The organism is Chloroflexota bacterium (genome assembly GCA_035652535.1).
Lineage (GTDB): Bacteria > Chloroflexota > UBA6077 > UBA6077 > SHYK01 > DASRDP01.
On the sequence record DASRDP010000013.1, the window covers coordinates 23,765 to 45,688 of the forward strand.

The window sequence follows — 21,924 nt, forward strand, 5'->3', positions numbered from 1 at the left end:
CGGGCCCACGTGTATCATCAGCCGGTCACCCTGCCGCGCGGAGTATGTCTCATGAACCCCAGCCACCTGAAGCCCGGCGCGCAGTACACCCTATCGGACGGCAGCATCGCGGAAGTGCAGCGAGTGCTCCCGGGAAGTATCAACGTCCAGGTGCGCTACATCGACTCGCTGGACAATCCCGAGATCCCGGTTGGCGCCGAGCGTGAAGTCCCGTTCGAGGAGATCATCGCGGAGTACCTAGGGACCCACGCCGAGGGCTTGACGTAGCCCCGCATCCCGCTACCCGACGAGGGCCTCCCGCACCTTCTGCGAAAGCGCCAGGTCCGTGAAGGGCTTAGCGAGGAACACTTTGCCATACGGCACAGCGCGCTGACCGATGCGTGTTTCGGGATCGAACCCCGACATGAAGAGGACCCGGATCGCGGGGCGCTGCGCTGTCACTTTCTCTGCGAGCTCGCGCCCGCCCATCCCGGGCATCACCAGGTCCGTGATCAAGAGGTCGATCGAGTCCTGGCGACGGGACAGGATGGCGAGCGCGTCCATGGCATTCGACGCTACATACACGTGGTAGCCGAGAGACTGCAGGACCGTCGTGGCGAACGTCCGCACGATCTTGTCATCTTCGACGAGGAGGACGGTCTCGGTTCCTTCGGGTAGCCGCTCCGGGGCCCCCTGCCGTCCGGCCATGGTGACCGGCCGGTCGACCCGGGGCAGGTAGATGCGAAACGTGGTGCCGTGGCCGGGCTCGCTGTAGACCCAGATCGTCCCGCCGCTCTGCTTGACGATGCCGTACGCCGTCGAGAGCCCCAGGCCGGTCCCCTTCCCCGGCTCCTTGGTGGTAAAGAAGGGCTCGAAGATTCGCTTCTGCGTCTCAGCGTCCATCCCGATTCCGGTATCCGTGACGGCGAGCATCACATGATGGCCCACCTGCGCGCCTTCATGCTGGCGCACGTACTCCTCGCTGAGGACCGCGGTCCCCGTCTTGATGGTGATCTTCCCACCCTGGGGCATGGCGTCGCGGGCATTCACGGCGAGGTTCACGAGCACCTGTTCGATCTGGCCGCGATCCGCCTCGATGTTGCCGATCTCGGGGTCGAGTTGCGTGACCAGCTCGATGTCCTCGCCGATCGCGCGGCGCAGCAGGTGCTCCAGCTCAGCGACGACCGTGTTGAGGTCGAGCACCTGGGGCTCGAGGGGCTGCCGGCGGCTGAACGCGAGGAGCTGGCGAGTAAGGTTTGCCGCGCGCTCACCCGCCGCCTGGATCTGGTCGACAAACGTGTGGAGCGGGTCATCGCTTGGGAGCTTGGCGAGAACGAGGCCGCTGAATCCGATGATGCCGGTGACCAGATTGTTAAAGTCGTGAGCGATGCCCCCCGCGAGGAGGCCGAGGGCCTCCAGCTTTTGCGTCTGGCGCATCTGCTCGCTCTGGTCTTTCAGCTCCTCGGCCGCTTGGTCAAAGGCCTGCGCCAGCTCTCCCAGCTCGCCGAGGCTGTAGGGGATCCCACTTCGGGCACCCAGGTCGCCGCTGCCCAGGCGTCGCGCCGCACTCACCAGGGACCGAACGGGACGCAAGATCGCAAGCTCGGCAATAAGCCAGGAGGCGGCAATGGCCACCACCCCCACAGCCGCGACGGCGAGGAACCCCGTGAGGAGGATGCGCGCGGCCCCGCTCGTTGCCCCCGCCGCGGGAATCGCGACGCTGATGTACGCGGACCCATTCGTGGTGGGAACGGCGCCGATCAGCTGTTCGGTGCCGTTCGGCCCGATGCCCTCGAGCTTTGCCCGGTTTTGGTTCGCGAGGAGCGCGAAAGTTGCGTCAGCTCGGGCGTCCTGCTCCCCCACGATGCCCTCTGGGTCGGGGTATCGCGCGAGAATCACGCCGCGTCGGTCGACGATGCTCAGCGTCGCATCGTCCGGAAGCGAAGATTTGGCGGCAGCGCCGCCGAGCCACGTGAGGTTCATCGTGGCGAAGAGAATCATGCTCGTTGCGCCGTCTGAATCGAGCAGCGGATACGCATAGGTCAGTGACGGTTGTCCGGTGAACCGACTCACGCGATATTCGCCGACCGAGAACTGCCCAGTCGTCGCGGCCCGCTGGAAGTACTCGAGATCCGCCACGCTGACGTCGCGCCCCGCGTCGACGGCGCTACAGATGACTGCGCCAGAAGGATCGGCAACACCGAAGTTTCCGTAGGGCAGGGTCTCTAGCGCCAGGATTCGCGCCAGCGTGGCGGCGCATCCGTCCCGATCCTCGCTTCGCACGGCCGGGAGCTGCGCGAGGACCGCGAGCGTTTCTCGGGCCGAGTCTTGAAGGCGGGCCTGTTCCCCGGCAACGAACTGGGCCTCACGCAGCGCCTGATCGTGGATCTGCTGGAAGGCAACCTGGCGTTGTGTAGCGCCCGTCACGAGAACGAACAAGATCATCGGGGCCATTGCCCCTGCAATGAGCAGGAGCAGGCGTGCCCTGAGACTCGCGAACCGCGGGCTCTTCATCCGGTCAGCGTCTGGTGCCCGAAGCTGGGATGCAACGTAATGGGCGTGACCACGACGTGTCGCTCCATCCACGGGTTCGGCGACGCCAAGCCGGCCGCTCGGCCCGCCGCGAGAGTCGCTACCCGGTCGACTCGTCCGTGAGCCGGCGCTGCTGGACGAGCCAGCGAGCGAACTCGAGGCGGTCGGGGTCCAGCGGACGGACCGCGGAGACCAGTGGGGGCCGTGGCACGGGGATCGGGTCGCCTCGGCCCAGCATCTCCACGATCAGACGCCTGCGCAATTCGTCGACCTGCTCGATCGCCTCGATCGGGGTATCCGCTTCGGCGACACAATCGGGCAGCTCCGGATAGCTCGCCCGCCGCACCCACTCGCCGTCCGCTCTACACACGGATTCCATCGTCAGCAGGTACGGGACAGCGAGATACTCATCCAGCGTCATGGTGGGTATTCTACTTTGTGGACGAGGTCTTGGAAATGAGCATCGCGGACGCGCAACAGCTGTGGAGCGAGCCGGATCCCGAGCGCTGGACCGCGGCGCTCGAGCAATACCCTTCCGTCGTCGCGGCACAGCACATTGCCGGATTGATTGAGCTGGACGACTGGTATCGCGGCGAGCTGCCCCGGTCCATCGCCGACCGGTCGCCGCCGTTCCTGGAGCGCGCGGAGTTGGTTCGCCTCACACGATGGAAGATGACGCGCGGCGAATGGCGCGCCCGAAATCTGGCGCTCGTCCAGAGCAATCGCGATGCCGACGTTCGCACCGCGACCATGGAGGCGTTCGAGATGGCCCCGGACCCCCGCCTCCCCGTTGTGCGGTTGGCGAAGCTGGCTGGAGTTGGGGCGGCCACCGCCTCCGCCGCGCTGGCCGCCTTTTGCCCAGACCTCTACCCCTTCCTCGACGAGCTGGTGGGCGCGGCGGTCCGTCAGCTTGGCGAGCCCAAGTTCACCGTCCCCTACTATGTTCGATACGCCGAGGCGCTACGCGAGCGGGCGGCTGTCCTGGGCGCAGACTGGAAGGCTCAGGCAGTCGGACTGGCCCTCTGGTCGGCGGCTGGCGGGAAGTTCGGCTGAAAGAACAAGCGCGAACACGCTCCCGCCCCACGGTTCCGCCGGGCAGCCTACTCGCCGAACGCGGACTTGGTCGCGTCAAAGGCGATCTCCAGGGTTAGCCGCTTATCGACGCTCACGACGTTGGGCGCGACGGGAAGCGGCAGACTGAAATCGTCAAAGGACACGACTGCGCGAGCGCTGCCCTGCACGACGTCGCCGTTGACATCGCCGGTCACGATCCACGACATCGGGTGGCTCACGCCGCGAATCGTGAGATCGCCGCCGAGCTGGAAGTTGACCGGACCCTCCGTGGGGAGGGGGCTCTTGATGCCGTTCGCGATCCGTGGGGCAAAGATCACCTCTGGAAATTGGTCGGTCTGCAGCGTATTCGCCTTCACGTAGTCGTCGATGCGGGGGTCGTTACTTGCAAGGGACTGGAGATTCACCACGATCCTGGACTGATCGGGGGCGATGTTGCCGTCCGGCCGAATGACGAGCGAGCCGCTGACGTCGCGGGTCTCGCCGATGATCTCGGTGGGGAACGAGCGACCGATGATGACAGCCTGCGCACGGTACCGCGCGGCCGTCTGCTCGGTCACGATCGTGACGCGCACGGAGCCGGGAGGTGGGGGGATGGGGGAGCGCGACGGCACCGGAGATGCCGCGGCGCGGTCGCTCAATCCCCCGTTCGGCCTACCGGGGCCAGCGGGGGAGCTGCCCAGGGAACACGCCGCCGACGCGAGCAGGACCGCGAGCCCGAAGGCCACCGGCCTCCAGATCCGTGACGGCGCACGACGCACCAAGGCGCCATCTCCAGGGAGTTTGTCGCCGAAAGGATACAGCCCCGGACGTGCAATCGGCGGCCCGGCCCAGGCAGGCTGCTCAAGAACCGCTCGCCCTGATCCAGTCAAAGGGCGCGGCGTGCTTCAATTGGCCTGCCTTGAGTGAAACCGAAGGGCTCAGCACGAACGGCTCCCGCACGTTCTTCTGCATCCTGCTCGCGCCGGAGGGGGCGGATCGCGGCGCGCGCAGGCGCGCCGTCGCTTGCGGCGATCCGGAGAGGGAGGCAGACGAGGTCGTACGGGCCCGGCTGGACGTGCGAGAGATTGAGGCCCTCGAGGATCCAAACACCGGCCTCCAGCAGCGCCCGGTGCGTCGCGGCCCCGTCGGCGTGGTACCCGCCCACCGACAGATAGTCGATCCCGACCAGCAAGACGTGGGCCCGCGCGAGCGCGCGTGCGGCCTCCGGCGTAATGTAGACGTAGTCTTCCACGAACGCGTCGTCCGCCCAGCACCACGTCGAGTTGTGCGTTTTGAAGAGGATCCGCTCTCCCGGTTGCACCGTGTGCCGAGCCAGCTCGTCCGGGGTAATGGCGACGCGGTCGGCGATCTCGATCACCCGCGCGGGGCCGATGCCGACGTGGAGCGGCATCTGGTCCAGGCTGGCCGTCGACGGGACGTAGTGAAGAGGCGGATCCATGTGGGTCCCCGTGTGGGTCCCGATGGTCATGGACGAGACGTTCGCTTCGGCGCCGCCACGACCGATGTGCTGAACGCGCGTTATGCGCACCGGCGGGTCCCCCGGCCAGTGGACCATGCCGTCGTGGAGCGGGACCGAGATATCGATCCAGTTCGCATCCATCTCACGCGCCTCCCTGTCTCCGGTAACTATCCGGGATTCGATCCGTCCCGCCAAACCCGTTCGCCCTGAGACCCACCGCTTCGCTCAGGTCAGGCCCGTCGAAGGGCGGCCGCCCGTTCCCCAACTGTCGACGCTGGCCGATGGTACACTGGCCAACGATGCGGAGCATTTTGAGCCCTCGCGGGCTCCCCGTTTTCGCCGTTTTCTTTCTATGGAGCTTCGGCACCGGCGCCAACAACCTGGCCCGCCCCCTCTTCGCTGCCTCATTCGGTGTTCCTGTTCTCTTTGTTACCCTGATCACGTCCACCAACTCCGTCTCGCACCTGATCTCTGGCCCAATCACCGGCTACCTGATGGACCGATTCGGACGAAAGCCGATGCTGATCGCGGGTCTGACGATTCGCGGCGCCTCCCTTTTTGCCGAGTACTTTGCCGACAGCTACACGGCCTATCTGCTCCTCGAGTTCGTGGGCGGCCTGGGCGTCGCGGTCTGGACCACTGGCGCATCGATCCTGGTCGCCGACCTGACCGTTCAGACGAATCGCGGGCGGGCGGTCGCCCTGCGGTCGATGTCGACACGCCTGGGATTCGTCCTCGGGCCTGTCGTGGGAGCCGCGCTCGCGTCCGCGTTCGGCCTTCGCTCGATCTTCGTCTTCAATGCGCTGACGAAGGTCGTGATCATCGTGGCGATGGGGCTCCTCATCGGCGAGACCCGGCCCGAGGCCGCGGCTGCCATGCAGCGGGCGCCCGCCGCGGAGCGCGAACGGTTGCCGCTTCGAATCTTCCTGACCCGCCAATTCGTCATCATCAGCCTCGTGACCTTCGCGGTCGCGATGATGAGCCAGGGGATCTTCGCTTCGCTGTTCCCCCTCTACCTGAAGACGACCCGGGGCTTCACGACGGGCGAGATCGGCGCCCTGATCACGGTGGCGGGCGTATCGTCCCTGGCCGTATCGTTTCCGAACGGCATGCTCGTCGATCGGTTTGGGCGCAAGAGCACGCTCGTGCCCGGCCTTGTGGGGTACGGGGTGGCGTCGGCGCTCCTGGCCCTTGGGGGCGATTTCGGCCACCTCGCACCGATCGTCGTCCTGTACGGGCTTGGCGAGAGCGTGTGCACGGGCGTCTCGCAGGTCTACGCGATGGATCTTGCGCCAGAGAACCGCCGTGGGGCGTTTCTCGGCGTATGGTCGCTGCTGGCAGAGGCGGGAACCGCCGCGGCCCCCCTCGTCGTGGGATTCACCGCGGAGCGGCTCGGATTTGGCTTCACGTTTGTTGCGGTGGGCGTGGCGCTGGGCACGGTCGCGACAATCATGGGCACGCTCGGGCCCGACACGAGGCGCCGCGCCATCGCGGTGGGCCCCGCGGGGGAGCGCGCGCAGCCCCCGGCCGCGCTTGCCAGGTAGTCGCGCTCTCTGATGGCGTGGCGCACCGACGCCGCTCAGAGAGTGCACCGTGCGGGATGGCTCAGACCGGCCGGCAGACCTTACAGGGGCGGTAGCCGGCGCCGAGCGCGGCGTCGGCGTCTGTGAAGACGACCCGGTTCCGATCCAGGACCCGCGTATCGTAGCGGCACGTCGGCAGGCAGAAGATCCGGGTCGAGCGGCAACCGTGCAGCGGAGCGCATGCCGTGGGCACCGGCTCACCCGAGGTGGACGCTGGGCTCGACGAATTCGCCACAGCGGAACTCTTCGGCATCAGGTCACGCACCATCGCGTCGGGCGACCGCTGCCGCGGCCTGGGCCCCGTCGCCTGCGAAGTCGTGATCGACGCGCCGTGGGCCCTCGCGGACTCGGTAGTTCACCCGAAGGATCTCGAGGGGCTCGTCATCTACTCCCTCGAACCAGTACTTGGTACCGGCGGGGATCAGCACGCCTTCGTACTTTCCCAGCTCCGCGATGATGGTGTCCCCCTCGCCGTGGAACCGGGCGCGGCCGCCGAGGACGAGCCAGTAGCCGTCCTCCACCAAGTGGAGATGGAGGTTGTTGTGGACGCCCTTCTGGAAGATCTGCACCGTGCTGACCACGTTATCTGTCTCGCACATGGGAAACGATTTGCGCCCCGGCGCGCTGTCGCGACCGCCCTCGGCATTCGGGCCCCGGTACCGGAATCGCTGAATTGGCTCGGGCATGTCCGCCCACCTCCATCAATCGCGCAATCGCGTCACTCGCGCGGAGAACGCGCGGGGTCGCCACTCGGGCCTTGTAACACCGGAGGGGCCAGCCGGTCAACATGCGCAGCCAGGAACGGGCGCGGTGTCTTGACCGCTCCGCCGGCGCGCCACTATGATCGGTTCCCGGCCAAGGCCCACCCCGTCAGGAACGCGGATGCTCGACGCGACGATCGACTCCATTCTTCGCGCCCTGCGCGACCGCAAGATTACCTCTCGTGAGGTCGTTCAGTGGCACATGGACCGGATCGCCGCGTACGATCGGTCGGGCCCGTGCCTCACGGCCGTTGAGACCCTGAACCCGGCGGCTCTCGACGAGGCGGACCGCCTCGACGCGCTTCTCCGCCGGTCCGGGCCGGCCGGCCCGCTCCACGGCATCCCCACCATGCTGAAGGACCAGGTCGAGACGGCCGACATGCCCACCACATTTGGCTCCGCCCTCTTTAAGCACTATCGATCCGGCCGCGATGCCACTGTCGTGGCCCGGCTCCGCGCGGCAGGGGCGATCATTCTCGCCAAGAACACCATGAGCGAATTCGCACAGCCTGGCTATCACGGCTCCGCCTTCGGCTACACCCGCAATGCGTACGACACGCGTCGCGCGCCGGGTGGCTCCTCGTGCGGAACGGGCGCCGCCGTGGGGGCGCGTTTTGGGGTGGTTGGAATCGGGGAGGACACGGGCGGTTCGATTCGAAATCCCGCCTCCCACAACGCGCTCGTCGGCCTTCGACCGACGGTCGGGCTCGTGAGTCGATTCGGAATGCTGCCCGGCACGCCGTCGCGCGATACGCTCGGCCCAATGACCCGCACGGTCCGCGACGCCGCCGTCCTGCTGGACGTTATCGCGGGCTACGATCCGAACGACTCGACGACCGCGTACAGCGTGGGGCGAGTCCCCCCGAGCTACACGGCGCTGCTCGACGACGTCCCCGCCGAGGTCAGGATCGGCGTGGTGCGCGAGCGGCTCAGCGCCAACAGCGATCCGTCCGCCGACGACTACGGACAGGTGCGTTCAGCCTTCGACCGTGCCATCGGCGCCATGATCGAGGCCGGGATGAAGATCGTCGATCCGGTCGCCATGGGCCGCGTCGTGGAGCTGCTACAGCAGGCGAGTGGCGTCGGGGAGTCGGAGGCGGCAGTGGACCGGTACCTCACCGAGATACCGGACGCGCCCGTCCGCTCCTTACGGGAGATCGTACTGGCGCCGGACGGTCTGGTGATGCCGAGCCAACGAGCCCTCCTGGCCGACGCCATCGGCCATACGACCAACAGCCCCGCCTACCTTGCCGCGCTCGTCAACCGCAGAGAGCTGCGCCGCGAAGTGCTGAAGGTCATGGCCGACGCGGGCGTGGACGCGCTCATGTTTCCGACCGCTGACCACTTTCCGCCCCTCGTGCCCGACGACATCCTGACGTCGGCCGAGTCTCGGCGCGGCCGCGGGTCCAACAATGGGCTCAGCTCCGCCACCGCTTTTCCGTCCCTCACCGTCCCGATGGGGCTCGCAGGTGGGATCCCCCTCGGCCTGAGCATTCTGGGGCGGCCGTTCTCCGAGGGGCTGCTTCTTCGCATCGCGCACGCGTATGAGGGGCTTCGAGGCCCTATCCCGCCCCCCGCGAGCGCGCCGGACCTGGCTACTCCGGCCAGAGAATGAGCCGATCCGCCGGGAACGCGAGGGCGACTTCCTGCTCCTGGCGCCACTCCTCGCTGGCGGGCAGGTACGCGCTGACGCTCTGGCCGGACGGAAGGGCCACTCTCGCCTCGAACCGCTCGCCGACGAAGAGCAGCGCTTCGATGCGGCCGATGACGCGGTTGGCCTCGCCGTCGAGCGCGTCGGTCGACGGTCGGACCGACACGTGCTCCGGTCGGATAGCCAGCGTACACGGCTCGCCGGCGCGCAGGTCGCCGCCCGCCGAGCGTCCGGTCAGGACCACACCCGACGTGCCATTCGAACCGAGGCGGGCCGTGACCGTCCCGGCGGCGTCCGCGCTCACGACCCGCCCCTTGACCATGACGGTCTGACCAAGAAAATCGCGCACGCGCGGCGTGGCCGGGCGACGATACAGATCGAGCGGCGCCCCGATCTGCTCGATACGACCGGCATCCATGACCGCGATGCGATCCGAGAGACTGAGGGCCTCGATCTGGTCGTGGGTCACGAACAGCACGGTGATCCCCAGGCGGCGCTGAAGGAGCCGAAGCTCGACCCGCATCTGCTCGCGCAGCCGCGCGTCCAGGTTGCTGAAGGGCTCGTCAAGGAGCAGGATGTCGGGCTCGAAAACGAGGCTCCGAGCGATGGCGACGCGCTGCTGCTGGCCGCCGCTCAGCATCGTCGCCGGCCGGTCGCCCAGGCTTCCGAGCCCGACGAGCCCCAGGGCCTGCGTCACCCGCGACCGGACCTCTGCGCCCCGAATCCTACGAACGCGAAGCGGATACGCCACGTTCTCGAACACGGACATGTGGGGCCAGATGGCGTAGCTCTGGAACACCATCCCCATGTTCCGCTTGTGGGGCGGGACGAAGATCCGCCGTTCCCGTGAATCGACGACGCGGCCCATGCACTCGATCTCACCAGCCGTGCACCGCTCCAGCCCAATGACCATGCGGAGCGTGGTGGTCTTGCCGCAGCCGCTCGGCCCGAGCAGCGTGAGGAGCTCGCCCTGTTCGAGCGTGAGGGATATCCCGTCCACGGCGCGGACGTTGCCAAACGTCTTCGCCACGTCGCGCAGCGTGAGGACCGAATTCGTGCTCGCATGCGGCTGCGGGCGCGGCGGCGCGTTCACGCTCATTCGTACCCCAGGGTGCCGAGATCCACACGCACTGCCACGGCGTCGCGTTCAGTGTCCTCGCACCATTGCTCGGACCCAGCCGGCGCACCGCGCGCCCTCATCGTTACCGGGTGGGCTGGCAGAGAGCGACGCCGGCAGACTATAACCCCGCCCGGATCGCGCCCACCATACCTCGGGCAGCCGTCCGCAGCCGCGTGGAGGTGAGGCGCGCGTGGCCGAGATCGTCCAGGCCGTGAAGCTGTTTACCCGGGAGTGGTCTGCCGCGCGGGTTGCATGGCGGACACAGGACCCCGGTCTCTATGCCGTCGCACCGGCCGAGCCGGTCGACCGCATTATCGAGGTCATGGCGACGCCCTTTGGGGCGCTTGTTCGCACGATTCTTCACCAGCAGGTCTCCATCTACGCCGGTCGGTCCATCGTGAGCAAGCTCTCCGACGCATGCGGCGGCGAGATCCACCCAGAGCGCGTGCTCGCCTTGACGCCGGACGACCTCAGGGCCGCTGGGCTCTCCCAGGCGAAGATTCGGTACGTGCGCGCCCTCGCCGAAGCGGCGATACACGGCGCGCTGGATGATGTCGAGGAACTCACCGACGACGAGATTGAGCACCGCCTGGTGGCCCTGCCCGGCGTTGGCGTCTGGACGGTAAGAATGTTCCAGCTGTTTCACCTGGGCCGGCCCGACGTCTTCTCCGGTGGCGACCTCGGGCTCCGTGAAGCGATCCGCGTGCTGGACCGTGTGACGGAGGCCCCTTCGCCGTCCGAGGCCGAGCGACGCGCGGAGGTCTGGCGTCCCTATCGGAGCATCGCCTCGGTGATCCTCTGGGACTTCCTTCGGCAAACGCGCGAGGCCCAACGCGCGCTCCGTCCCGCACGCGCGTAGACGCTCGACCGCGGGGCTGGCGCGTTCGGGCCGCTCAACTCGGGCCGGCATGGCGGAAGCGGGCTAGAATGGCGTGAGCCGAGTCCGATCCGGAGGTCTTCGTGCCGGTCACCTCTGTCTGTTTCCCGCCCACGGGCCATGACGCGCTCCTTCTCGAGGGCGAGCTGTGGCTTCCGGACGGAGCGCAAGTCACCGCGGGCGTCGTGGTCGCGCACCCCAATCCGGACATGGGCGGAAGCATGCACAACAATGTCGTGGCGGCGATATGCCAGGGCTTGCACGAGGCGAACCTCGCCTCTCTGCGATTCAACTTCCGCGGCGTGGGTGGAAGCACAGGTCGGCGCACCAACGGCGCCGACGAGCCCAAGGATCTGCTCGGCGCCCTCGCGTTCCTCGCCGCGCAACCCGGAATCACCCGGGTGGGCCTGGCAGGATACTCGTTTGGCGGCCGGGTGGCCCTCGCGGCCGTCCGCGAAGCGCCGGACATCGCGGCGCTCCTGTGCGTCGCGCCGCCCCTTCGCGACGGACTGCCGACCCGCGATCCATTTGCCTGTCCGATGCTCGTCGTCGTCGGGGACCGCGATCGCCTGGTCGAGGGCGACGCTGAGGCGTACGCCGGCCGCCTCCCGGACCCGAGTTGCCTCCGCATTGTGCCTGGGGCCGATCACTTCTGGCTCGGCTTCGAGCCGGTCCTGATCGAGATCGCCCGAGATTTCTTTGGGCGTGCCCTCCCGTCTCCCGACGCCGCCGCGGCCCAGTGATCGGAGGGATTGTGGCTTCCGCTGCCACCTTCACGAAGGCCATCCGGTCCTTTCGCTCCGTCGTCGGCCCGCGGGGCATCCTGACGGCGACCGAGGACCTTCGGGCCTACGAGTGCGACGGCCTGACGAACTTTCGCGCCATCCCTCGCGCGGTCCTGCTCCCTCGGTCTACCGCGGAGGTCCAAGGGATCCTGCGCGTGTGCTGCCGGGAACGGATCCCGTTCGTGGCGCGCGGCGCCGGCACGGGCTTGAGTGGCGGCGCACTTCCCGTCGCGGACGGCATCGTCGTCAGCCTGGCGAGGATGAACCGGATTCTCGAGGTGGACTTCGAGAATGCCCGGGTCGTCGTCGAGCCGGGCGTGGTCAACCTCGACGTCACGGGTCGTGTCGCCGGGCGGGACTATTTCTACGCCCCCGATCCGTCGTCACAGTCGGTCTGCACCATCGGCGGTAACGTCGCGGAGAACTCGGGAGGAGCGCATTGCCTGAGGTATGGGTTCACCACAACCCACGTGCTGGGCCTGGAGGTTGTGCTGCCCGATGGGTCACTGGCTCACCTCGGGGGAAAGGCCCTTGACCGACCGGGCTACGACCTAACGGGTGTGTTCGTCGGGTCCGAGGGAACGCTCGGCATCGCGACAAAGATCACGTTGCGTATCGTGCGGCGCCCGCCCTGCACGCGCGCGATCCTCGCGGCCTTCGCTTCGACGAGCCACGCCGGCGCCGCCGTGAGCGCCATTATCGCGGCGGGTGTGCTCCCGGCCGCGATCGAGATGATGGACCGGCTGGCGATCGAGGCGGCCGAAGCCGCGGTCCACGCCGGTTATCCGGACTGTGGGGCGCTGCTGCTGGTGGAGGTGGACGGGCCGGAGCGGGAAGCGCACGCCCACGTCGCTCGCGTCGCGGAGTTATGTCGGCAGCAGGGCTCCGTCGAGATCCGCGTGGCCCAGACAGACGACGAGCGCGCCCTGTTTTGGAAAGGCCGGAAGGCGGCCTTCGCTTCGGTCGGGCGGATCTCTCCCAACTACATCGTGCAGGACGGCGTCATCCCCCGCACGTCGCTCCCCGCATTGCTCGACGAAATCGCGCGCTTGAGCGCGGAGGCGGGGCTCCGGGTCGCGAACGTGTTTCACGCCGGCGACGGCAACCTCCACCCGCTGGTGCTGTACGACGCGCGCGTCCCCGGCCAGCTCGGCGCTGCTGAGGAGCTCTCCCGACGAATCCTCCTGCTGTGCATCGCACAAGGAGGCTCCATCACCGGCGAACACGGCGTGGGCGAGGAGAAGAAGGAGATGATGGCGCAGATGTTCGCGGAGCCGGACCTCGACGTGATGCAGCGCGTGCGCTGCGCCTTCGACCCGCTTCGTCTCGCGAACCCGACGAAGGTCTTCCCCCGCCCCCGCCTCTGCGGTGAGGCGCCGGGCGAGTTCCGGCCGCACCCATTGGAGATGGCCGGCGTGGCCGAGCGCTTCTGAGCCATGGGCGCCGCCGGTCCCTCTCGCATGGCTCTCGCCGACTTCGAAAGACGCTGCCGTGAGGTCCTCGGCTCGGCCCATTGCCGCGAGCGAGGCGCCCTGGACCTCGAAGCTGGGCCGGGAGTCCTCCTCGATCCAGCGGACGAGACACAGGTCGCGGCCGTGCTGCGTCTCGCCGAAGAGCGCGACCTCGCCGTCGTTCCGCGCGGCGGAGGAACGAAGCTGGAGTGGGGAAACGCGCCCCAGCGCGTCGACGCGGTCCTGTCAACGGCACGACTATCGCAGGTCCTCGAGCACGCCTGGTCCGACCTGACGGTGACCGTCGAGGCCGGCTGTACCGTCGAGAACCTCCAGCGACGACTGGCCCAGCATCGCCAGCGGCTGGCCGTGGACGTGCTGTGGCCGAGGACGGCGACGGTGGGCGGCATCCTCTCCGCGAACGACTCCGGCGCTCTTCGTCTGCGCTACGGAGGACTTCGAGATCTCGTCATCGGCGCCACCGTCGTGCTCGCGGACGGGACCGTCGCGAAAAGCGGCGGCAAGGTGGTGAAGAACGTCGCGGGCTACGATATCCCGAAGCTCGTGACTGGCGCCTTCGGAACGCTGGGGGTGATCACGCGCGCGACATTTCGCCTGCACCCGCTTCCCCACGAGACGCGGACCCTCACCATTGGCCCCGCTTCGGCGGCCGAGATAGCCGATATCGCAGCCCGTATTCGCGCCTCGCCGCTGACGCCGTCGGCCGTCCAGATCCGCCTCGCAACCGGCGCCGGGGCAGAAGCTGACGTCTTGCTGGAGGGCACGACCGAGGGCGTCGGGGAGCAAGAAGAAGAGATCTCCGGACTGTGCGGCGCGATACGCGCGGCAGCCGGTCCGACGCACGCGTGGCAGGCGCGCGAGCGCCTGTGGGACCAGAACGCCGAAGGGGCGATCCAGGACCCGGCCATCGTCAAGATCTCGGTGCTTCCGACGGACATCTCCATCGTGGCGTCCATCCTGGGCAAGATCGAGCGGGAATACAGCGCAACGTGGCGCGCGGTGATCCAGGCGCATGGGCTCGGCTTGGTCGCAGTTCGTGCGGAAGGATCGAGGATCGTTCCCCTTCTGGCGGCCCTTCGGAGCGCAGTCGAGGAGCGCGGTGGATCTCTCGTGATTCTGCGCCGACCACCGGAGGCCCGGGGCGTCGACGCCTGGGGCGCACCGGGCGATGCCCTGCCCCTCATGCGGGCGGTCAAGGCGCAGCTCGACCCGCGCGGCGTCCTCAGTCCGGGCCGTTTTGTTGGCGGGATTTGATGACGGCGCCAGACCGACCGTCGACCGGTCCCCGAGCGCTGATCGACACGTGCGTTCACTGCGGGTTCTGTCTGTCGGCGTGCCCGACCTACCGGCTCTGGGGCCAGGAGGCCGACTCGCCGCGAGGTCGCATCTTCCTCCTGAAGCTCGCCGACGACGGCGAAGCGGCCATCACGCCACGGTGGGCCCACCATTTCGACACCTGCCTCGGCTGCATGGCCTGCATGACGGCGTGCCCTTCCGGCGTCGACTACGAGCAGCTTCTCGAGTTCGCGCGCGGCGCAGTTGCGCGCGGGGTGCGGCGGTCGTGGCGTGAGCGCGTTGTTCGGCGCGTGATCTTCAGTCTGTTTCCGCGGCCGGACCGACTTCGCGCGCTCCGCCCGCTCCTCGTGCTCTACGCTCGCGGGGGCATTCGGGCGGCTGCCAAGCGGATGCGCATCCTGGAGATGCTCCCGGGCACGGTCCGCGCGCTGGATGCCCTCCTGCCCCCCCTGACCAGGCCAGTCCCGACACCGGAGGTCACGCCCGCGAAGGGCGAGCGTCGTGGACGGGTCGGTCTCCTGTTGGGGTGCGTCCAGCGGGAGTACCTCTCTGAAGTCAACGCGGCCACCATCCGCGTGCTGGCGGCGGAGGGGTGCGAGGTCGTCGCGCCGGCGCGGCAGCCCTGCTGTGGCGCGCTGCTTCTCCACGCCGGAGAAGAGGAACGTGGACGCGCCATGGCGCGCGCCATGATCGACGCGTTCGAGGGACTTCAGGTCGACGCCGTCGTCAGCAACGCGGCCGGTTGCGGCTCGGCGGTCAAGGCCTATGCCCGACTGCTTGAGGACGATCCGCGCTACGCGGAGCGCGCGCAGCGGTTCGCCGCGGCCTGCCGCGACGTCACGGAGCTGCTCGTGGAGCTTGGGCCTCGTGCCCCCCGGCACCCAATCGCGGCGCGCGTCGCCTACCACGACGCATGCCATCTGCAGCACGCGCAGCGTGTACGCGATCAGCCGCGCGCCCTGCTGGGTGGCATTCCGGACCTCGATCTGGTCGAGGTCCCGGACCCAGCGATCTGCTGCGGTTCGGCCGGCGTCTACAACCTGTTGCAGCCGATGGCCGCGCGCCTGCTGGGGGACCGAAAGGCTCGCGACGTTCTCTCCGTCAGACCGGACGCGGTCGCCACCGGGAATTCAGGATGTATATTCCAGCTCCGCGCTGCCCTGGACCGGGTCCGCGCGGATCCGCCCGTGCTCCACTCGATCCAGATTCTGGACGCGTCCATCCGCGGCGGCCGTCTTGAGAAACGTCGGAACGCGACGGGAGGCCTCCCACGGGGGGAGGCCTCCCAAGAAACAAGCCCACGGACTTATTGACCGGCGAGCTGCACCACGGCCCAGGTTCCGCCAAAAGCGTTGATTCCGTTCCCGGTGACGTCGCCGGGAGCTGCGTCGCGCGAGAAACGATAGAGGGGCATGCCGCCCCAGGTGAGCTGGTTTCCGCCGCCGTCGTCGCGTAGGAAGCTGCTCAGGTCCAGCCAATCGGCGGGCGCACCCTGGCGAAGCGTGTCGGCAGTCGCATCGTCCACGGTGGCGGCCGGCCAGAGTCCAAGGCAGCCGCCGGCGCACGTGCTGACGCTCGGCTGATCCGATGACAGCGTGTAGAGGGTCATTCCGTGTTGATCGACGAGGATGGTCCCCAGGGCGGAATTTCCTGACGCGACCGGCGCCCCCTGCGCCGTCGCAAGCGACGTGGGAACAGCGAGCACCAACAGTCCCAAGACAGAGCCGAGTACCCTGCTCAACATGGCGAAGCTCCCTCCTTTCGTTGCCTCCGACATTGTGCGCCAACCGGCAACGTTCTACCTACCCGCTCGTCCAGGAGTCCTCGAACGCGCGGTCGTAGGCGAGGCCCCACGGCGGGCGAAGAAACCCGAGCGCGCGCACATCCTCGAACCAGAACCCGAAGGGGGACTGGCGCGCATACACGCCTCCCCCGAAGACGCGGCAGATGCGGCGAAGGGCCGACTCCGCCAGCTCCGCGACCGCGAGCTTGCCGAAGTTCACGCTTTCGGGCGCTGCTCCGCGCGCCTCCATCGCCCGCAGCATCCCTTCGTACGCCTGTTCGACGAGCCATGCCTCGACGGACGCTCGGGCCCACTCGACGCGCTCGACAGCGCGAAGAGATGCTCGCCTCGCCTCCAGACGCCGCCGTGCAAGACCGAGCGCCGCGTCGACGATGCCCACGATGACGGCCGTGAAGCAACAGCCGACGAAACCGCCGGTCGCTTCCATGACCGATCGCCAGGCGCCCCGCCATGCGAACCGCGTGGCCGGGAACTTGGTGAACTCGAAGGCGTGACTTTGCGTCGCCGTCATCCCGTGTCCATCCCACGGCGCCACCAGCCGCATCCCGGTCGACCCATCCCACGACCGGCCTTGGACGTCGAGATAGAACCAATCGGGCTCCGTCTCACCCTGGGGAACGGCGCTGGTGAGTACGTAGCTGGTGATGCCGGATCCGCTCCCGAAGTGCTTTTGGCCCGTGAGAAGATATTCCGATCCGTTATCAGCCAGCTCGGCGATGGCCTTCGTTTCGGCCACGTCTCCGCCGCTCCCCGGCTCCGACGTGATGGTCCCCCACCATGCGCCGTCCCGCGCTAGCTCTGCTGTCATCTGGCGCTGGTGAGCCCACGCCTCTGCGAAGGGCTCCGGCGCGCGACTCGTGGAGAGCCAGAAGGAGAGCACGGCCGGATGCATCGCCGACACCAGGGCGACCGACGAGTCGCCCCGGGCGAGCGAACGGAGGATTTCGCAAACCGGTCGCGTTGAGCGCGACGCGCCGTCCCAAATGCCGCCAAGCTCGAGGGGAACGCCGACGAGCAGGAAGCCCGCCGAGGCCAGACGGTCGAAGTCGCTCCGGTCCAGATCGCGTCGAAGCTGCCGACTCGACCGATCGCGCGCGAACTCGTCGGCGATCGACCCCACGTTTTGCAAGACTGTTTGGGCGTCCACGACGGCAACCCCCAATCTCTGAGGTAACGAATCTGTGAAAGCTGCATCGAGTGATTCCATTCGCCTGGAACCGGTGGAGCATTCATCGTATCCTATCGCTCCATTGCGGCTGGAACGTCCGCCATCGGAGAGAAAGGGAACGATCATGCCACCGCCGAAAGCCGAGATCCTGAGCGATCAGATGCTGACACGGTTTGCCGAGCGGGCGCCCATCTACGACCGGGAGAACCGATTCTTTCAGGAGGACTTCGACGAGCTGCGGGCAGCCGACTACCTGCGCATCGCGGTCCCAGAGAAGTTTGGCGGAAAAGGGTTGTCGCTCGCCCAGGTGTGCAAGGAGCAGCGCGCGCTGGCTTACCATGCCGCGCCGACGGCGCTCGCCATGAACATGCACATCTACTGGACCGGCGTGTTCGCCGACGTGTTGCGCATGGGCGACCAATCCATGGAACCCTTCTTGCAGGAAGCGGGCAACGGGGAGGTCTTCGCGGCCGGCCACGCGGAATCGGGCAACGACCTGCCAGTCCTCCTGTCCACCAGCACGGCCGAACGGACCGATGGCGGCTATCGGATCACTGGGCACAAGTCGTTTGGTAGCCTGACGCCTGTCTGGACGCGACTCGGGGTCCATGCGATGGACGCCAGCGACCCGAAGGCCCCCAAGATCGTCCACGCCTTCGTCCCTCGTGACACCGCCGGCCTGACGATTCGCGAGACGTGGGACACGCTCGGAATGCGGGCGACGAAGAGCGACGACACCATCCTCACAGACGCGTTCGTTCCCGACCGATACATCGCCCGGGTCGTGCCCGCGGGGGGCGCCGGGATCGACCAATTCGTCGGTGCGTTGTTCGCGTGGGCGCTCCTCGGCTTCGCCAACGTGTATTACGGTTTGGCCCAGCGGATGTTCGACATGACCATCGAAGGCGTGAGCAAGCGCACGTCCATCGGGCTATCGCGTCCGCTGCACTATCACGCGGAAGTCCAGCACAACGTCGCGGAGATGGCGATCGAGCTCGAGGGAATCGGTCCGCACCTCGACCGCATCGCGGACGACTGGTCGAACGGCGTCGACCACGGACCGATGTGGGGAGCGAAGATCGTGGCCGCGAAGTACGACGCCGTGGAGTCGAGCTGGCGGGTCGTGGACCAGGCCCTTGAGCTGGCCGGTGGCTTCGGCATCTTCCGCCAGGCGCCCTTCGAGCGACTGTGGCGCGATGCGCGGCTGGGCCGAATCCACCCGGCGAACTCCGCGCTCACCCACGAGCTGGTCGCCAAAACCTACCTGGGCATCAATCCCGACGAGCAGCCTCGGTGGGGCTAGCCGGGGCCATCCCGAACGCTTCCGCCACCAGCCGGTAGGAACGTTCGCGGTCGGCGAACGCGAAGCAGTTGGTGACGACCCCAATGTCGGTCGTTCCATAGCGCTCGGCGACGTCGAGGAGCTGGCGGCGAACCTGCTCGCCCGTGCCCTCGATGGTACCGCGGGCGGATTCTTCCATCGCCTGGCGCACTTCGTCCGGCAGCGGGTAGGCCGCGGCTTCCTCGGGCGGGAGCATCCCCCCGCGGATCCCGAGCATGCGCGCTGCTCGGGTGAATCGCCGGGTCCACCCGATGAAGTGCGCCGCCTCTTCCGTGGGCGCGCACACGACGTGCACGGTGACGTTCAAGCGCGGCTGATCGCCGAACATGGTGGGTCGGAACTTCTCGCGGTACAGGGCCGCGACTCGCGGACCGATCGCCGCGGTGTGTCCGAAGAAGTCGGCGAATGCGAAGGGAAGGCCGAGCAACGCGGCGAGCTGAGCGCTGTAGTCGCTCGAGCCGAGAAGCCAAACCTCGGGGACCGAATCTGGCGTTCCGCCAGGCTGAACGCGGATCCTGGCGAACGGGTGCGCCGGATCCGCCACCCCGTGGAGAAAACCGAGCAGATCGGCCACCTGCTCGGGGAAGTACTGGATGTCGACCTGCGGACGTGGATACGACAGCGCCGCGGCCGTGAGCTGATCGCTTCCCGGCGCGCGCCCGATGCCCAGGTCAATCCGTCCGGGAAAAAGCGTCTCCAGCATGCGAAACTGCTCCGCGACCTTGAGGGCGGAATAGTGGGAGAGCATGACTCCGCCGCTGCCGACGCGGATGCGGTGCGTGGCCGCGGCGATCTGGCCGACCAGGATCTCGGGGCTCGTGCCCGCGAATGCGCCGCTGTTGTGGTGCTCCGCGACCCAGTAGCGCGCGTAGCCCAGCTCGTCCGCCACCTGGGCCAGGCGAATGGTCTCGCGGAGGGCGTCCGCGGCCGTTCCGCCCTTGCGCACGGGCGACTGGTCGACCGCGCTCAGCGTGAGATCTCCAGTCATGGCCGCCTCGATCCGACGCTGCTCATTGACGTTCCAAAGGTAGCAGGTTCGCCTGCACGAGCCAAAGGGGATCGCGGGCACGATGGCGTCGGCCCTCGATGTCGTCGAGCGCGCGCACGCCGCTGCGCACTGCGATCAGGTCGGCCGTGAAGTAGGTGGGGAGGATCGGCAGCTCGCCAACCAACGTCGCGGCCCCGCCGCCACGCCGGGTCAGTCGCGGATCTCCCATTCGTGGATGTTCCACCCGACGTAGCCGGTTGAGTCGGGCGTTGTTGGGACGGGACCGGTCAGTCGAGCGAGGAACGGGGCCGGATTCAGGTTGTAGTACAGCATGATCGCTGGCAGCTCATCGCTCAGGACGCGCGCCATGCTGGCGCGCTGCTGGATCCGCTCGGTCGGATCGAGCGTGGTATTGAAGCTCTCGACGAGCCGATCGTACTCGGGGTCGGACCATGCGCCGCGATTGATCCCGTTCCAGCGGTTCTCCGGCCGCGCGATCTGAGGCGTGGTGAAGGCCGCGGACATGGTGGTGTCGGTGGCGCTCTGCGCTGCCGTGCTGATCGCGGGAAAGCTTGCGCGCTCCTGCGCGTCGAGGGCCAGCGCCGCGGCCAGGGTGCCTTCCTGTGCATCGAAGCCGGCTTGCCGCCATCCGCTGGCGGCGACCGACCGCTCGGTGTCGGACGTTCCACCGCCGGTCGACCGGACTTCCAGCACCAACCGAGCGCCGCTCGCGTCGGTATACACGCCATCGGGACCTTTGCGAAACCCGGCCTCGGTCATGAATCCGTCAGCCGCCGACAAACTGTACGGGTATTTTGTCACGGCTCCATCGATGGCCGGGTAATACTCGACGCGGGGCGAGAAAATAGAGTCGAGGAGAATCCCCTCGCCGCCCCAGAGGGCGTCGTTCAGGGCCGAGCGGTCCAGGGAGTGAATGAGCGCCTTTCGAACGCGAAGGTCCAGGAGAGCCGATGGGCTCACCAGCTCGGGGCGAAACTGGAACACGAAGTGGCGGATCGACGCCGCCGTCCACAGGAACGTGCCAGCGTGGCTCGACGCCCACTCGCGCTTCAACTCCAGGGCTTGCTCGAACGTGAGTGATCCCTCCGTTGCGAGATCCACGGTACCGGCGCGGACGTTGGCGACCGCGGCATTGGCATCCGCGATGAACACGATGTGGATGCGATCGATCCGCGGCCGCCCGAGCACGTGCCCGTCGAAGGCGACGCCCTCGATGAATGATCCCTGCTCCCACCGGTCGAGACGAAATGGGCCGAGCCCGACAAACCCCACCGTCCAATACGCGTGATTGGCGAGCGTGGTCCACTGGCTGTCGGCGTACAGGTCGCCCAAGAGGTGCCTGGGGACGGGTGGGAGCCCCAGATTGGTCGAGCCGCCGACCTGAAGGACCCCCGCGCCCGGGTATGAGCGCTTCCACCGAATCACCAGCGTCGAATCGTCCGGCGCCTCCACATCTTCCATCGCGGAGATCGGCACGGTCGAGGCGGCCGCAAAGCCCAGCTCGGGGGTCGTGTACAGGCGATAGGCGAATACGAGGTCCGCGGCGCTGAAGGGCGCGCCGTCGTGCCAGACGACATTCGGCTTGAGACGATAGGTCGTCTGCATTCGCCCGTCCGGATACACAACCCACGAGTCCGTTCCGAGCTTCGGGAGGCTCTCGGCCAGATACGGATGCGCCGCCGCGCGATCGTCCACCAGCTCGAGAAATGCGTTGAAGGGCCGGACCGGAAACGCGGTGGAGAGTCCGCTTGCCGCGGGACTGAAGGCCGCGAGCGACGCTGGCTCCTTGTTGACAGAAACGACGAGCGTGTGCTGCGGGGGTGTCGTGGTGACCGGACCCGCGCCTTCCGGTCCTGGGGTTGCGGGACCTACCGTGCCGCAGCCAGCGAAAATCCCAAGAATCAGCGATGCGGCCAGACGACCCGGACACCCGCGCAGAGGACGCAATGCGATACCCCCGGGCGATGAGAGAATTGGACAGGGAACTATATCCCATCGGTCCGGCGCGTCGT

Annotated in this window: 22 protein-coding genes; 10 read left to right on the forward strand and 12 right to left on the reverse strand. The window is 67.8% G+C overall.

The window, feature by feature from the left end; translation table 11 throughout:
- Positions 1 to 51 precede the first annotated feature (51 nt).
- Positions 52 to 267: a hypothetical protein gene (locus tag VFC51_02135; protein HZT05801.1), complete on the forward strand. Its 216-nt coding sequence runs from the start codon at positions 52 to 54 to the stop codon at positions 265 to 267.
- A 12-nt stretch (positions 268 to 279) separates the two neighbouring features.
- Here VFC51_02135 and VFC51_02140 read toward each other — a convergent pair whose 3' ends face one another.
- Positions 280 to 2,433, reverse strand: coding sequence for an ATP-binding protein (locus VFC51_02140; GenBank protein HZT05802.1), 2,154 nt, complete (start codon positions 2,431 to 2,433; stop codon positions 280 to 282).
- Between the two features lie 178 nt (positions 2,434 to 2,611).
- Positions 2,612 to 2,932, reverse strand: a complete 321-nt coding sequence (locus VFC51_02145) for a type II toxin-antitoxin system HicB family antitoxin (protein HZT05803.1) — start codon at positions 2,930 to 2,932, stop codon at positions 2,612 to 2,614.
- Between the two features lie 35 nt (positions 2,933 to 2,967).
- Here VFC51_02145 and VFC51_02150 point away from each other — a divergent pair, with 35 nt between their 5' ends.
- Positions 2,968 to 3,564 (forward strand): hypothetical protein, encoded by a 597-nt coding sequence (locus VFC51_02150; protein ID HZT05804.1) that lies wholly within the window; start codon positions 2,968 to 2,970, stop codon positions 3,562 to 3,564.
- 47 nt (positions 3,565 to 3,611) lie between these two features.
- Here VFC51_02150 and VFC51_02155 read toward each other — a convergent pair whose 3' ends face one another.
- Both VFC51_02155 and VFC51_02160 read right to left on the reverse strand, forming a co-directional pair.
- The gene (locus tag VFC51_02155; protein HZT05805.1) at positions 3,612 to 4,343 is read right to left on the reverse strand and encodes a YceI family protein; all 732 of its coding nucleotides are present in this window, start codon (positions 4,341 to 4,343) and stop codon (positions 3,612 to 3,614) included.
- A gap of 107 nt (positions 4,344 to 4,450) precedes the next feature.
- Complete coding sequence (locus VFC51_02160) at positions 4,451 to 5,185, reverse strand: cyclase family protein (GenBank protein HZT05806.1); 735 nt, start codon at positions 5,183 to 5,185, stop codon at positions 4,451 to 4,453.
- Between the two features lie 170 nt (positions 5,186 to 5,355).
- Here VFC51_02160 and VFC51_02165 point away from each other — a divergent pair, with 170 nt between their 5' ends.
- Positions 5,356 to 6,588 carry an MFS transporter gene (locus tag VFC51_02165; protein ID HZT05807.1) on the forward strand — a complete coding sequence of 411 codons (1,233 nt, stop codon included), beginning with the start codon at positions 5,356 to 5,358 and terminating at the stop codon, positions 6,586 to 6,588.
- A gap of 61 nt (positions 6,589 to 6,649) precedes the next feature.
- Here the strand turns inward: VFC51_02165 and VFC51_02170 are convergent, their stop codons facing one another.
- Together VFC51_02170 and VFC51_02175 are read right to left on the reverse strand one after the other, a co-directional pair.
- Positions 6,650 to 6,895, reverse strand: coding sequence for an Ada metal-binding domain-containing protein (locus VFC51_02170; protein ID HZT05808.1), 246 nt, complete (start codon positions 6,893 to 6,895; stop codon positions 6,650 to 6,652).
- Positions 6,885 to 7,313 (reverse strand): hypothetical protein, encoded by a 429-nt coding sequence (locus VFC51_02175; GenBank protein ID HZT05809.1) that lies wholly within the window; start codon positions 7,311 to 7,313, stop codon positions 6,885 to 6,887. Before VFC51_02175 ends, VFC51_02170 begins: the two co-directional genes overlap by 11 nt.
- Positions 7,314 to 7,509: 196 nt before the next feature.
- Between VFC51_02175 and VFC51_02180 the strand changes: the two genes are divergently transcribed.
- Positions 7,510 to 9,003 (forward strand): amidase, encoded by a 1,494-nt coding sequence (locus VFC51_02180; protein ID HZT05810.1) that lies wholly within the window; start codon positions 7,510 to 7,512, stop codon positions 9,001 to 9,003.
- On the opposite strand, the gene VFC51_02185 is transcribed toward VFC51_02180, so the two are convergent.
- Complete coding sequence (locus tag VFC51_02185; GenBank protein ID HZT05811.1) at positions 8,984 to 10,138, reverse strand: ABC transporter ATP-binding protein; 1,155 nt, start codon at positions 10,136 to 10,138, stop codon at positions 8,984 to 8,986. The genes VFC51_02180 and VFC51_02185 overlap by 20 nt on opposite strands.
- 211 nt (positions 10,139 to 10,349) lie before the next feature.
- Here VFC51_02185 and VFC51_02190 point away from each other — a divergent pair, with 211 nt between their 5' ends.
- From VFC51_02190 to VFC51_02210, 5 genes are all read left to right on the forward strand, one after another.
- Positions 10,350 to 11,018 carry a DNA-3-methyladenine glycosylase 2 family protein gene (locus VFC51_02190; GenBank protein HZT05812.1) on the forward strand — a complete coding sequence of 223 codons (669 nt, stop codon included), beginning with the start codon at positions 10,350 to 10,352 and terminating at the stop codon, positions 11,016 to 11,018.
- Positions 11,019 to 11,119: 101 nt separating this feature from the next.
- A complete protein-coding gene (locus tag VFC51_02195) occupies positions 11,120 to 11,779 on the forward strand; it encodes an alpha/beta fold hydrolase (protein HZT05813.1) in 660 nt (219 codons plus the stop codon).
- 11 nt (positions 11,780 to 11,790) lie between these two features.
- Positions 11,791 to 13,254, forward strand: coding sequence for an FAD-linked oxidase C-terminal domain-containing protein (locus VFC51_02200; GenBank protein HZT05814.1), 1,464 nt, complete (start codon positions 11,791 to 11,793; stop codon positions 13,252 to 13,254).
- A gap of 27 nt (positions 13,255 to 13,281) precedes the next feature.
- A complete protein-coding gene (locus tag VFC51_02205) occupies positions 13,282 to 14,547 on the forward strand; it encodes an FAD-binding oxidoreductase (protein HZT05815.1) in 1,266 nt (421 codons plus the stop codon).
- Positions 14,547 to 15,902 (forward strand): heterodisulfide reductase-related iron-sulfur binding cluster, encoded by a 1,356-nt coding sequence (locus VFC51_02210; protein ID HZT05816.1) that lies wholly within the window; start codon positions 14,547 to 14,549, stop codon positions 15,900 to 15,902. The genes VFC51_02205 and VFC51_02210 overlap by 1 nt, the downstream gene beginning before the upstream one ends.
- Here VFC51_02210 and VFC51_02215 read toward each other — a convergent pair.
- Both VFC51_02215 and VFC51_02220 read right to left on the reverse strand, forming a co-directional pair.
- The gene (locus tag VFC51_02215; protein HZT05817.1) at positions 15,896 to 16,333 is read right to left on the reverse strand and encodes a hypothetical protein; all 438 of its coding nucleotides are present in this window, start codon (positions 16,331 to 16,333) and stop codon (positions 15,896 to 15,898) included. The two genes, VFC51_02210 and VFC51_02215, sit on opposite strands and share 7 nt — an antisense overlap.
- Positions 16,334 to 16,391: 58 nt before the next feature.
- Positions 16,392 to 17,540: a hypothetical protein gene (locus VFC51_02220; GenBank protein HZT05818.1), complete on the reverse strand. Its 1,149-nt coding sequence runs from the start codon at positions 17,538 to 17,540 to the stop codon at positions 16,392 to 16,394.
- A 145-nt stretch (positions 17,541 to 17,685) separates the two neighbouring features.
- Between VFC51_02220 and VFC51_02225 the strand changes: the two genes are divergently transcribed.
- A complete protein-coding gene (locus tag VFC51_02225; GenBank protein HZT05819.1) occupies positions 17,686 to 18,864 on the forward strand; it encodes an acyl-CoA dehydrogenase family protein in 1,179 nt (392 codons plus the stop codon).
- Here VFC51_02225 and VFC51_02230 read toward each other — a convergent pair.
- The 3 genes from VFC51_02230 to VFC51_02240 are packed head-to-tail and all read right to left on the reverse strand — an operon-like array spanning position 18,833 to position 21,859.
- Positions 18,833 to 19,891 (reverse strand): LLM class flavin-dependent oxidoreductase, encoded by a 1,059-nt coding sequence (locus VFC51_02230; protein HZT05820.1) that lies wholly within the window; start codon positions 19,889 to 19,891, stop codon positions 18,833 to 18,835. The genes VFC51_02225 and VFC51_02230 overlap by 32 nt on opposite strands.
- Before the next feature lie 22 nt (positions 19,892 to 19,913).
- Positions 19,914 to 20,120, reverse strand: coding sequence for a hypothetical protein (locus VFC51_02235; GenBank protein HZT05821.1), 207 nt, complete (start codon positions 20,118 to 20,120; stop codon positions 19,914 to 19,916).
- Positions 20,102 to 21,859, reverse strand: coding sequence for an ABC transporter substrate-binding protein (locus VFC51_02240; GenBank protein HZT05822.1), 1,758 nt, complete (start codon positions 21,857 to 21,859; stop codon positions 20,102 to 20,104). Before VFC51_02240 ends, VFC51_02235 begins: the two co-directional genes overlap by 19 nt.
- Positions 21,860 to 21,924 lie beyond the last annotated feature (65 nt).